General features: G+C 67.8%; 10 protein-coding genes. 1 reads left to right on the top strand and 9 read right to left on the bottom strand.

Annotation, left to right across the window (positions count from 1 at the left end):
- Nucleotides 1-96: 96 nt before the first annotated feature.
- The 3 genes from Q8K49_RS08095 to Q8K49_RS08105 are packed head-to-tail and all read right to left on the bottom strand — an operon-like array spanning nucleotide 97 to nucleotide 3,011.
- Nucleotides 97-1,965, bottom strand: coding sequence for an LVIVD repeat-containing protein (locus Q8K49_RS08095; RefSeq protein WP_305305237.1), 1,869 nt, complete (start codon nucleotides 1,963-1,965; stop codon nucleotides 97-99).
- A 22-nt stretch (nucleotides 1,966-1,987) separates the two neighbouring features.
- Nucleotides 1,988-2,641 (bottom strand): DUF305 domain-containing protein, encoded by a 654-nt coding sequence (locus tag Q8K49_RS08100; protein WP_305305238.1) that lies wholly within the window; start codon nucleotides 2,639-2,641, stop codon nucleotides 1,988-1,990.
- Between the two features lie 4 nt (nucleotides 2,642-2,645).
- A complete protein-coding gene (locus Q8K49_RS08105) occupies nucleotides 2,646-3,011 on the bottom strand; it encodes a hypothetical protein (protein ID WP_305305239.1) in 366 nt (121 codons plus the stop codon).
- 172 nt (nucleotides 3,012-3,183) lie between these two features.
- Between Q8K49_RS08105 and Q8K49_RS08110 the strand changes: the two genes are divergently transcribed.
- Entirely contained in the window at nucleotides 3,184-4,725 is a 1,542-nt protein-coding gene (locus Q8K49_RS08110) for a M28 family peptidase (RefSeq protein ID WP_305305240.1), read from the top strand.
- Here Q8K49_RS08110 and Q8K49_RS08115 read toward each other — a convergent pair.
- From Q8K49_RS08115 to Q8K49_RS08140, 6 genes are all read right to left on the bottom strand, one after another.
- Nucleotides 4,722-6,260 carry an aldehyde dehydrogenase family protein gene (locus Q8K49_RS08115; RefSeq protein WP_305305241.1) on the bottom strand — a complete coding sequence of 513 codons (1,539 nt, stop codon included), beginning with the start codon at nucleotides 6,258-6,260 and terminating at the stop codon, nucleotides 4,722-4,724. The genes Q8K49_RS08110 and Q8K49_RS08115 overlap by 4 nt on opposite strands.
- Nucleotides 6,261-6,289: 29 nt before the next feature.
- Entirely contained in the window at nucleotides 6,290-8,173 is a 1,884-nt protein-coding gene (locus Q8K49_RS08120; protein WP_305305242.1) for an acetolactate synthase large subunit, read from the bottom strand.
- 73 nt (nucleotides 8,174-8,246) lie between these two features.
- Nucleotides 8,247-9,443: a c-type cytochrome biogenesis protein CcmI gene (gene ccmI, locus Q8K49_RS08125; RefSeq protein WP_305305243.1), complete on the bottom strand. Its 1,197-nt coding sequence runs from the start codon at nucleotides 9,441-9,443 to the stop codon at nucleotides 8,247-8,249.
- On the bottom strand, nucleotides 9,440-9,913 hold the full coding sequence (locus Q8K49_RS08130) for a cytochrome c-type biogenesis protein (protein ID WP_305305244.1): 474 nt from the start codon (nucleotides 9,911-9,913) through the stop codon (nucleotides 9,440-9,442). The genes ccmI and Q8K49_RS08130 overlap by 4 nt, the downstream gene beginning before the upstream one ends.
- Nucleotides 9,910-10,446 carry a DsbE family thiol:disulfide interchange protein gene (locus tag Q8K49_RS08135; protein WP_305305245.1) on the bottom strand — a complete coding sequence of 179 codons (537 nt, stop codon included), beginning with the start codon at nucleotides 10,444-10,446 and terminating at the stop codon, nucleotides 9,910-9,912. Before Q8K49_RS08135 ends, Q8K49_RS08130 begins: the two co-directional genes overlap by 4 nt.
- Nucleotides 10,443-12,422: a heme lyase CcmF/NrfE family subunit gene (locus tag Q8K49_RS08140; RefSeq protein ID WP_305305246.1), complete on the bottom strand. Its 1,980-nt coding sequence runs from the start codon at nucleotides 12,420-12,422 to the stop codon at nucleotides 10,443-10,445. The genes Q8K49_RS08135 and Q8K49_RS08140 overlap by 4 nt, the downstream gene beginning before the upstream one ends.
- Between the last annotated feature and the right edge of the window lie 44 nt (nucleotides 12,423-12,466).

The raw sequence follows: 12,466 nt of genomic DNA on the forward strand, positions 1-12,466 counted from the left end.
GGAAACACTGGGCTGAAGCCTGGGATTTGACCCTCAGCGGCTGCCGTTCCCGCCTCCGGACCGGAGGTCGAGCGTCCCATTGCTCAAGAGCAGCGCCTAACGACCTCGCCGCTCGAACAGCCCGGCCAGCGCCTGCAGTCGCGCGACCTGAGCCGCGGCCGCCGGGGTAGGCAGGGCCGCCGCGGTTGCGGCGGCCGTCAGCTTCACGGCCAGGGCCGCCGATCCGGGCCGATCGACGCGACCGCCAGCACGCCAGCGTTCGATCGCCGTGCCGACCTCGGCGGTCAGGCTCGCGTCGGCCCAAGGTTCGCGCACCACCTGATCGAGATAGGCTTGGGCCACGTCGGGGGTGTCGGCCCAGGCTGTCCGGGTCTGGGTCTGGGGATTGATCGTCTCCGACGTGACGGCCTCGGCGGCGGCAATCTCCGCCGCCGACAGATGTTCGTTCGGAATCAGCCGCAACACATCGAGACCGCGAGCGATCTCGCTCGAATAGATCCGGCCGTTGAACCAGTAGGCGGACCAGGACCCGCCGACATACAGCCGGCTGGCGTCGATCGGACCCCGGTCGAAGAAGGCGATCTCGACCGGCCGGGCTGGATCGGTGAAGTCCATGATCGAGACCCCGCCCTGATACCAGGCCTGAACCATCAGGTCGCGGCCCGGGACCGGAATGATCATCCCGTTGTGGGCGACACAGTTTTCAGTCGCGCCCTGCGCGCTCGGCAGCTTGTGGAAACTCTGCCCTTTCAGGGTCCGGTTCTCGATGCTGGCGATCATATCGGCACCCCAGGTCGAGGGATCCGTAGCCTGACAACGGGCGCCGATACCGCCGCCCCATTCGTCGGTGAAGACGACCTTGTCGCCGGCGTTGTTGAAGATCGCCGAGTGCCAGTAGGCCATGTCCGGATCGAAGATATCGGAGATGCGGCGCGGGTTCTCCGGATCGGATATGTCCAGCAGGATGCCGTTACCGCTGCAGGCGCCCGCCGCCAGTCCGACTTCGGGGAAGGCGGTGATGTCATGGCACTGGTTGGTCTGGGCGGTGTTCTGGGTCGCGATGCCGGCTCGACCGCCGCGCCACAGACCCGCCACACGGCCGGTTTGGCTATCGGCGAAGATGCGCGGCCGGTTGACGATCGCTGCGTCCTGCGGTCGGTCCAGCTCCACCTTGATCACATCGATCGAGAACAGGGCCGTCTCGGGGTTCTGGTCCGGCTGACCGTCGGTGCAGATGGCCAGTTCCGCCGCCCCGCGCACGTCCGCGGTGCCCGAGTTGTAGATGTAGAGGACATTGGCGTCCGTCGGATGCGGGACCTGCGTATGGGTGTGCGATCCCCGGCAGGTCTGGACGGCAGCGATCTGGCGCGGCGCGTTCAGGTCGCTGATGTCGAAGATGCGGATGCCGCGGAAGCGCTGGCTGGTTACGTCGTCCTCCGTGGTCGCGGCGCCGCAGTTCAACCGGCCGCGGTTCTCCTCGACCGACATGAACAGCAGGTCGCCGTGCACCGAGACGTCGCCCTGACCTCCGGGGCAGACCACCGACATGACCAGCCGCGGAGCGCCCCCGCCGGAAATGTCATAGGCGTTGAAGCCATTGAAGTTGCCGACGAACAGCTTGCCGTTCGATACCGCCATGTCGGAGTTGGCCCGGCCCAGCGGACTGAAGTTTGGATTGCCGCGCGCCCGGGCCGTCAGCGCCTCGCCCTCCGCCTGGCTGGTCGGCGGGGAGAAGCCGATGTCGGGATCCGCGAACCCCGGCGCCATGCCGACGGCGTGCTCCAGCGCCAGGCCGGAGGCCAGTTGGCCGGCGTCCGCCAGGCCGGCCGACAGGGTGCTCCGGCCGTCGACCTGGATCACCTGGGCGGCGCCGGGTCCGGAGGACTGCTGCGCTGCGGCCGCGCTGGCCCCCAGCAACAGGCCGAGAACGGCGACGGTGGAAAGCAGGGTGCTGCGAACGTTCATGGTCGCTCCTTCGGGAAGGGTTTCAGAGGTCAGACAAAAGGGATTGCATGCGTAGTATCTCCGCCGACTGGTCGGCAACGACGGAGTTGGTGAAGTCGGACAGCATCGTATCCTCGGCCGCGCCCGGCTGGGCCATCAGGGCATCGACCATGTCGAGCGCGCCCTGATGATGCTGGATCATGCCCTCGAGGAACAGACGGTCGAAAGCCGGGCCTGTCGCGGCGGCCAGCGCCTGCATCCGCGCCGGCGACAGCATGCCGGGCATAATCGGCGTGTCGGAGGCGGGCATGGCGTGGTCCGCATGGGCGGAATGATCCATGCCCGGCATCGCCAGCGGCCGGCCGCGGTCGGCCAACCAGCCGCGCATCAGCTCCATCTCCGCCTGCTGGCCGATGGCGATACGCCGGCCGAGCAGGCCCACGCCGGTGTTCGATCCCCGTGTCTGCAACAGCTCGACCATCTCCACCGCCTGGGCGTGGTGGACGATCATATGCTGCATGAAGGCGACGTCGTCGCCCGTGAAGCTGCTACGGCCAAGCTCGACCGCCTCCCGGGCGCTGATCACGCGCGATGGAGCGCCCGGCGCGCCGGGGTTGAAGATGGGCGGCGTCTGCGGACTTGCCGTGATCCCGATCAGTCCGACCAGCAAAAGTCCCGCTGCCGCGCCTGCGACCAAGGCCCTAGCCCCCCGCGCCGACGACGCTGAACTTGCCGTCGAGCTCCTGGCCGATGACCCAGTTCATTGTCGGGCCGCTCGCGAACTTGACGCTCCAGGTCTCGACCTTGCCCTCGGGCGTGTCCTCGGCGCTTACAAAGGCCATGGTCTGGATCGCCCCCATGGCGTGCAGCGCCGGCGACATGTTCGCGATCTGGGCGTTGCAGGCGTCCAGCAGCGCCGGCGCCATATAGGCGGCGAGGCAGCTTCCATCGGCGGCTTCGGTGATGATCCGGGTCAGTTGCGGCGCGTACTGGCCGTCCTGGGCCATGGCCGGACATGCCATCAGGCCCGCGGCCGCCACGCCGGCCAACATCAAACGGATACGCATACATCTCTCCTCGCCGGGTCCGACCCGGTTTTGCGAACCATGACCCAGCCGGAAGAGCGTCGCAACCTGCCGCCGCGTGACAAAGAGTTCATGCTCCAGAGCACAGCACGCTGCGCGCGTTGACATCGCCCCCGTTGGGCCGCCACCTGAGCAGGTGGATGGAGCGGCGGCGATGAAGAGACTTCCCCTGGCAGGCCTGCTGCTGGCGGCGTGCGGCCTGACGGCCTGCGCGGGCGTCGGCGTTCCCGGCGACGCGGAGACCGCGGCCTGGTGGCGCACCACGGCGGACCTGTCCAGCGACGCCATGGAGGGCCGCGACACGGGCTCGCCGGGCCACGCCCGCGCCGTCGCCTATATTGCAGAGCGCTTCCGCGCTGCTGGTCTCCAGCCCGCCGGGGACAATGGGACCTTCCTGCAATCCATTCCCCTGCATGAGGTCGCCGTCACTTCCCAAGGCACGGCCGTGTCTGTGGTCCGCAGCACCGGCGGTGTCTGGCCGCTTCGGTTCCTGCATGACATCACGGTGACCCCGACCGACGACCTGCCCGCCGCACTGGACGGCGAGCTGGTCTTCCGGGGCTATTGCTCGGCCTCGGAGATGCAGGCGGTGCAGGGGCGGATCGTCGTCTGTTTCGGCGCGCGGCGGACCGGCATGCCCGGAGGCGGCGACCGCTTGGCGGCCGCCACAGCGGCCGGGGCCATCGGATTGATCAATGTCGACGACCCGGGCTTTGATATCGAGCCGCCGCGCTGGCCGGTCGCATACGCCCGCTCGGTCGGGTTTGCCAACGCCGCACCCGGCCCGACCCGCATCCCGGTCATGCGGTTGTCTGCGAGCGTGTTCAGCGATGTCATCGACGGCTCCGGTCAGGACCCCGACGCCATTCTGGCGGCGGGTTCGCGCTCCACGCCCCTGCCCTCGTTCGACATTCCGGCACGACTCCAGGCGCGGTTTTCGATCCGGAAACGGGACTACAGCTCGGACAATGTGCTGGGCGTCCTGCCCGGAACCGACCCTGCTCTCGCGGACCAACCGGTGTTGGTCGACGCCCATCTGGACGGCTACGGCTACGGCGAACCGGTCAATGGCGACAGCCTGTACAACGGTGCCCTGGACGACGCCGCCTATGTCGCCACCCTGATCCAGCTGGCGGACCGGCAGGCCGGCCGCGGCTTCCGTCGGCCGGTGATCTTCGCCGCCTTCACGGGCGAGGAGAAAGGCCTGCTGGGCTCGCGCTGGCTGGCCGACCATCCAACGCCGTCTGCACCCCTGCCCGTGGCCGTCATCAATCTGGACCAGCTTCGGCCGCTCTATCCGCTGACCATCCTGACCACGATGGCGCTGGACGATTCGACGCTGGGCCAGACGGTTCGGGAGATCGCAGAGCCGATGGGGATCGAGGTTCGGCCCGACCGGGAGCCGGAGCGTGGCCTGCTGCGCCGCTCGGACCACTGGCCCTTCATGCAGAAAGGCGTTCCGGCGGTCAGCTTCATCTTCGGCTATGACCCCGGCACCGAGGCGGAACGGCGCTACAGGGAATGGTACACGACCCGCTACCACCTGCCCCAGGACAATATGACGACGCCGATCGACCATGAGGCGGCGGGCGCGTTCAACCGCTTCTTCTTCACCCTGACCGAACGGGTCGCCAACGCCGACGCGCCGCCGCAATGGCTGCCGGACAGTCCCCATCGGCCCAGAACGGCTGATTAGGTCTTTCGCCCGAACCAGCCGGTCCGGCCGGACGGTGATGGAGGCGCGGGTTCAGGGGCCGGCGGCGCAGCGCGCGGCGAAGGCATCGGGACACCTTCCACCGGCCGCCGGCGGATGACCAGATTGCGAATCTCGGTCATGTCCTCCATGGCGAATTTCACGCCTTCGCGGCCGAGGCCGGAATCCTTGACGCCGCCATACGGCATGTTGTCGACACGATAGCTGGGCACGTCGCCGATCAGGATGCCGCCGACCTCGAGGACGTCCCAGGCTCGCATGGCCTTGTGGATGTCGCGCGTGAAGATGCCTGCCTGAAGCCCGAACTTTGAATCATTGACCTCGGCCAGGGCCGCCTCGAAATCCGAGAAGCGCGACAGGATGGCGACGGGCCCGAAGGCCTCTTCCTCCCGGATTTTCAAGCCTCGCCCCACGCCCTCCAGCAGGGTCGCGTCCAGCATGGCGCCGGTGCGATTGCCGCCGCACAGCACGGTCGCCCCGGCGCCGCGGGCCTCATTGATCCAGTCCTCCAGCCGGGTCGCCTCCTTCTCGTCGATCATGGGGCCGATGAAGGTGGTCTCCTCGCGCGGATCGCCGCAGATCAGGGCCTTGGCCTTCTTCACCAGCAGGTCCCGCATCGGACTGTAGATGTCGTCATGGATCAGGATGCGCTGCACCCCGATGCAGGACTGACCCGACTGGTAGAAGGCGCCGAAGATGATCCGCTCGGCGGCGTCTTCCAGGTCGCTGTCGCGGTCAACGACGACGGCGGCGTTGCCACCCAGTTCCAGCACCACCTTCTTCTTGCCGGACTTCGCCTTCAGCGCCCAGCCGACGTCGGGTGATCCGGTGAAGGACAACAGTTTCAGCCGCTCGTCCGTGGTGAACAGGTCCGAGCCGTCGCGCGTGGCCGGCAGGATGGAGAAGGCGCCCTTGGGCAGATCGGTCTCGGCCAGCACCTCGCCGATGATCAGCGCCCCCAGAGGCGTACGCGAAGCCGGCTTCATCACGAACGGACAGCCCACGGCCAGCGCCGGAGCGATCTTGTGAGCCGCCAGATTGAGCGGGAAGTTGAACGGCGAGATGAAGGAGCACGGCCCGATCGGCACCCGCTTCCACATTCCCTGATAGCCCCGGGCCCGCGCCGAGATGTCCAGCGGCTGGACCTCGCCGGTGATGCGCACCGACTCCTCGGCGGCGATGCGGAAGGTGTCGATCAGCCGGCTCACCTCGCCCCGCGAATCCCGGATCGGCTTCCCGGCCTCGATACACAGGGCATAGGCCAGCTCATCGGCGCGTTCGGTGAACCGGGTCACGCAATGGGCCAGCACCGCTTGCCGCTCATAGGCCGCCATCTCGGCCATCGGGCGCGTGGCCTCGACCGCCGCGCCAATGGCCCGGTCGATCGTGGCAGCGTCGGCCATGGCCACGCGCGTCGCCACCTTGCCAGAGTATTTGTCGGTCACTTCCAGGTCCTGATTGGGCGCTGCCGCCTCATTGGCCAGGTACAGCGGATAGGAGGCTTTCAGGGACGGCATGGATCGGCGCTCCGGGCGGGGTTTGGAGATTAAACCGGCAAGGCCGCGCTGAGTTCGCGGACATCCTTGTTCAGGATGCGGTCGTTGTCGGCATAGTCGATCGGCACCTCGACCACATGAACCCCCGGCGTATCCAGACACTGCTGCAACAGGGCCGGCATCCCCTCGGCCGAGGTCACCCGGTGGCCATGGGCCCCGTAGCTCTCGGCGTATTTGACGAAGTCCGGATTGCCATAGGTCAGGCCCCAGTCCTCGAAGCCCATATTGGCCTGTTTCCAGCGGATCATGCCGTAGCTGTTGTCGTTGAGGATCAGCACCACGAGGTTCAGCTTCAGCCGCACCGCGGTCTCCAGCTCCTGACTGTTCATCATGAAACCGCCGTCGCCGCAGACGGCCATGACCTTGCGTCCCGGGAAGATCATGCTGGACGCCATCGCCGACGGCAGGCCCGCCCCCATGGTCGCCAGCGCATTGTCGACCAGGAAGGTGTTGGGCATATGCGCCGGATAGCTGCGAGTGAACCAGATCTTGTAGACGCCGTTGTCGAGGCACAGGATCCCGTCGGACGGCATGACCTTGCGGACCTGATCGACCAGATACTGTGGATAGACCGGGCAGCGCAGGTCGCCGACCGAGGCGGCGGTGTGATCCAGCTCGGCTTTGTGGGCGCGGACCATGGCGTCGAAGATCCAGTGCGGCTGGGCCGCCAGCGTCTCCTTGATCTGCCAGATGGCGTTGGCGATATCGCCGACGACCTCGATCTGCGGGAAATAGACCGGATCGACCTCGGCCGTCCGGAAGCCGATGTGGATGACGTCGCAGCCGCCCGGCTTCATGAAGAAGGGCGGCTTTTCGATCACGTCATGGCCGACGTTGATGATGACGTCCGCGGCCTCGATGATCCGGTGCACAAAGTCGCCTGACGACAGGGCGGCGCAGCCCAGGTATTTCGGATTGCGCTCGTCGATCACCCCCTTGCCCAACTGGGTGGTGATGTAGGGAATACCGGTCTTTTCAACCAGTTCGGTCAGCATCCGGCTGGTGAGCTTGCGGTTCGCTCCGGCGCCGATGATCAGCAGGGGCGACTTGGCCCGGGCGATGCGGTCCACCGCGATACGGATCGACTTGTCGTCAGCCACGGGGCGGCGCACCCGGCTGGCGACGATGACGGGCGAGGTGGTCTGCTCATGGGCGATGTCCTCGGGGAACTCCAGATGGGTGGCCCCGGGCTTCTCCTCCTGGGCCAGACGCATAGCCTCGCGGACCCGGGCGGGAATATTGTCGGCCGAGGCCAGCTGATGGGTGAATTTGGAGATCGGCCGCATCATGTCGACGACGTCAAGGATCTGGAACCGGCCCTGTTTGGATGACTTGATCGGCTTCTGGCCGGTGATCATCAGCATCGGCATGCCGCCCAGCTGGGCATAGGCGGCGGCGGTGACCAGATTGGTCGCCCCCGGCCCCAGGGTCGCCAGACAGACTCCCGCCTTCCCCGTATGCCGGCCATAGGTCGCGGCCATGAAGCCTGCCCCCTGCTCATGCCGGGTCAGGATCAGTTTGATCTTTCGGCTGCGCGACAGGCTGTCGAGGAAATCCAGGTTCTCTTCGCCCGGGACGCCGAAGACATATTCACAGCCTTCCTCTTCCAGACAGGCGACAAAAAGGTCCGAAGCCTTGATCATCGTCTTTTCCAATACGGGACCGGCGACCGTTGCGGACGCGGCGGGGGCGGATGGGGAAAGCGGTACTGGGTCGGCGGGCTCAGCCGCGGGCCGGACCGCGTTGGGCCGACGACGGCCAAGGCCGCGCGCCACCACGAAAAAGGCGATCATGACGACAAGGACCAGCGCGCCCACGACCAGCGGGTGGCTTGCCGCCGGCAGGATCGTGTCCTGTATCGATTGCCCGGTCATGACGACTTCCCCGCGCGCGCGTCACCATGACCCGGAACGCCGTTCTTTGTCACGCTCGCGATAAGCCGGCTGATCAGGCCCCGGGCACGCGCAGCCCGCGCGCCGCCTCGGTCAGGGCGGCTTGGTCGGCTGAAGAATCGGAGAAGGCGCGCAGGCTGCTGCGATAGGCCACCGTCGCCGCGGCGCTGTCGCCCAGCACCATCCGCGCCCGCATCAATCGCACCCAGCCGTCACGGTCGCGCGGCGAGGTTCTGAGCCGCTCTTCAAGTCCGCCGACCATGCCCTGGATCATGGCTTGCTGATCGGCGGGGGACATATTTTGCGCGTCCGCGATCTGGGCCGCGGTCGGTCCGGGAATACCGGGCGGGACGGCGGCGGCGGGCGTTCCCGCCGGCGCGGGTCGCAGCCGGGCCGAGATGTCCTGCCCCCGCTCACGCGCCAGATCCTCGACGAAGGCCCGGACCTCGCCCGCCCAGGGCGCGCCCGCGGGGGCCGAGTTGATCAGGTCGATCCAGGCCGTCATGGCCGCCTCGCGCTCGCCGCGCTGGTCCATCTCGACGGCGATGAAATAGCGGGCGCGCGGGTCCTGCGGATCGGCGCGCAGGGCGCCACGGAAGGCCGTCAGGGCGGCGGGAGTCACCCGCCCTCCCCCGGCCTGGACCAGGGCCTCGCCCTGGGCCGAGAAATGCTCGGCGTTGGCAGGCTCCAGCGTCGCCGCGCGGCCATAGGCCTCGGCCGCCTCGGCGAACCGGCCGGTCTGGAAATAGGACCAGCCGAGCATGCGCCAGCCGTTGACATCCTCGGGCGTCTGGCGAAGCTGGGCCTCCAGCTGGACGATCATCGCCTGGACGTCAGCGCCGTCATGGGCCGCATCCGCAGGCGCCGCCGCCATGGCTGCGCTGCGCGGTCCGGCGCCCGGAAGGTCGGGCCGCCCCAACAAGGCGTACAGCCCCGCGCCGCCCAGGGCGACGGCAGCCGCGAGGCCCAGCGCCAGCCGAACCAGGGCCTTCTCGCCCAGCGGCCGGCCCGTCGACGTGGTCTCGACCCCTTCAGCCAGCGCCCGACGCTCGACCTCCAGACGCAGCGCCGCAATATCCTCGGCGGGCGCCGTCCCGGCCTTGGCCTGTCGGTCGAGATCCGCCAGTTGCGCCTTCAGCACCTCGGCGGAGGTCGTCCGCCGATCCAGAACCCCGCCGGGCCGGATCAGCGGTATGGCCAGCCCGACCACCGCGAGGGCGATCATCAGGGTCAGGACTATCCAGAGGATCATGGCGCGTCACCGGTTTTCAGAATGGCGGCGAGCGCACGTCGCTCCTCGGCCGACAGGGGTGTGGGATCGGCCGCGCCTGCCCGGCCACGACGCCGCAGATAGAGCGCGACGCCCAGCCCTCCGGGGATCAGCACCAGCAGGGGCGCGCTCCACAGCAGGATGGTCTGCAGGTCCAGAGGCGGCTTCAGCAGCACGAAATTGCCATAGCGGGCGACGACATAGGCCATCACCTCTTCGTCGGTGTCGCCGGCCGACAGCCGTTCGCGCACAATAGCCCGCAGGTCGGCGGCCAGCGGCGCATCGGAATCGTCGATCGACTGGTTCTGGCAGACGACGCAGCGCAGTTCCCGGCTGATCTCCCGCGCCCGGGCCTCGAGCACAGGATCGGCCAGTTGTTCTTCCGGCAGGACCGCCGCGACGGGTCCGGCGATCAACAGGGCGCCGAACAGTCCCAGGACGAAGCGTCTCATGTCTCGCTCTCCAGCCTGTCCATCATCGGCTGCAGGATTTCCGTCCAGACCTCCGGCGTGATCGGACCGACGTGGCGGTAGCGAACCCGACCATGGCCGTCGATCACGAAGGTCTCCGGCGCGCCTGTGACGCCGAAGTCGATGCCGGTGCGGCCGCGCGGGTCCGATCCGATCAGCGTATAGGGATTGCCCCGCTGGGCCAGCCATTCGGACCCGGCGGCGGGCTCGTCCTTCCAGTCCAGTCCGTGGATGGTCACCCCTTGGGACTGGAGGCGCAGCAGCATCGGATGCTCGATGACGCAGGCCACGCACCAGGAGGCGAAAACGTTGAGCAGCAGGGGCTTGCCGGTGAAGTCCGACGACGCCAGCCCCACGGTGTCCTCGGGCGTCAGGCCCGGCAGGTCGAAGGCCGGGATCGGCCGATCAATCAGCATGGACGGCAGGATGCTGGGATCGCGGCGCAGGCCCAGGCCGAGGGCCGCGGCGACCATCAGGAACAGTACAATCGGAACGATGAAGGCCAGCCGCCTCATGTCGGCGCCTCCGCAGCCTTGGCCGAGGTCGCCTTGCGGATGGGCATCCCAAGCCGCGTCCGCCGGTCCGACAGCGACAGCACGCCGCCCAGCGCCATGATCATGGCGCCGCCCCAGATCCAGCCGACCAGCGGATGCCACCACAGCCGGACGGTGACCCCGCCTGGCGTCGCGCTCTCACCCACGGAGATATAGAGGTTGCCCATCGCCTCGCCACGAATGCCGGCCTCGGTCGTCTGGGTCTGGCTGGACGGATAGAAGCGTTTCTCGGACAGCATCAGGAACGGCTGTCCCTCCCCCTCGACCCGGAAACGGGCCTGTTGCGCCTGATAGTTCCGCCCCGTCGCCGGACCCACGGCGTCCAGGGTGATGCGCCGACCGGCGAACGCGATGGTCTGGCCCGGAACCATGGTCGCGACCTCGCTGACGGTCCAGGCGGCCATGGCTGTGATCCCGATCGTGGTGACGCCCAGGCCGGCATGCGCGACCGCCACCGCCCAGAAGGCCAGCGGCGTGGTGCGGATCAGTCGCGCTGTTTCAGCACCCTTGCGGCCGATGCCCCAGCGCCGCGCCAGCAGCATGAAGGCCGCCGCGATCAGCCAGACGCCCAGGGCGATCCCAAGGGCTGCTCCGACCTTGGCGACCCCGAACACCACGATCCCCAGGCCCGCTGTGACGACGGCGGCGGCGATCGGCCAGCGCAGCCGCATCAGCACGGCGCGAACCGTGTCCCGCTTCCAGTTCAGCATCGGCCCGAAGCCGACCAGCACCAGCAGCGGAATGAACAGCGGCGCGAACGTCAGGGCGTAGTATGGCGGGCCGACGGAAATCTTGCCCCCGCTCAGAACGTCGATGAACACCGGATAGAAGGTGCCGAGGAACACCGTGGCGGTCGCCGCCAGCAGGAACAGATTGTTCAAGGTGATCCCGGCCTCGCGCGACAATGGCGAGAACAAAGCTCCCGTCCGCATCGCCGGCGCCCGCCAGGCGTAGAGGCCCAGCGCTGATCCCGTGGCGATCAGGATGAAGACCAGAATATAGGCCCCCCGCTCGGGATCGACCGCAAAGGCGTGGACGCTGGTCAGAACGCCGGAACGGACCAGGAAGGTGCCGATCATGCTGAGTGAGAAGGTCAGAATAGCCAGCAATATCGTCCAGCTGATCAGGGCTCCCCGCTTTTCCAGCACCAGGGCCGAATGCAGCAGGGCCGTGCCCATCAGCCACGGCATCAGCGAGGCGTTCTCGACCGGGTCCCAGAACCACCAGCCGCCCCAGCCGAGCTCATAATAGGCCCACCAGCTGCCCAGGGCGATGCCGACGGTCAGCGATATCCAGGCCGACAGCACCCAGGGCCGCACCCAGCGCGCCCAGGCCGCGTCGACCCGGCCCTCGATCAGGGCCGCGACAGCGAAGGAGAAGGCGACGGAAAAGCCGACATAGCCGAGGTAGAGCAGCGGCGGATGCATCACCAGGCCTGGGTCCTGCAGCAGCGGGTTGAGCTCGGTCCCATCCAGCGGGATCGGGCTCAGTCGCGAGAACGGGTTGGAGGTGAACAGGCAGAAGCCGAGGAAGGCGGCGCTCAGCATCCCCTGCGCCGCCAGCACCCGGGCCTGAAGCGTCTCGCGCAGGGTCTGCCCGAAGAAGGCGATAGCCCCGCCGTGCAGGGCGAGGATCAGCACCCACAGCAGCATGGAGCCTTCATGGCTGCCCCAGGTGGCGGCGAACCGGTAGGCCATGGGTTGGGTGCTGTGGCTGTGTTTGGCGACCAAGGCGACGGAGAAATCCATTGTCAGATAGGCCGTGGCCAGAGCGCCGAACGCCAGGACGACGAAGGCCATCTGCAGCAAGGCCGAGGCCCGCCCCAGCGACATCAGGACCGAGTCCCCCCGATGGGCTCCCAACAACGGAGCCACCGCCTGTATCAGTCCAAGCATGAAGGCGAGGATCAGCGCCAGCTGGCCGATTTCCGCGCTCATTCAATATGCTCCGCCACCCGACCTGTACTGTAGCGAGCGGCGCT

The organism is Brevundimonas sp., from assembly GCF_030682035.1.
GTDB lineage: Bacteria > Pseudomonadota > Alphaproteobacteria > Caulobacterales > Caulobacteraceae > Brevundimonas.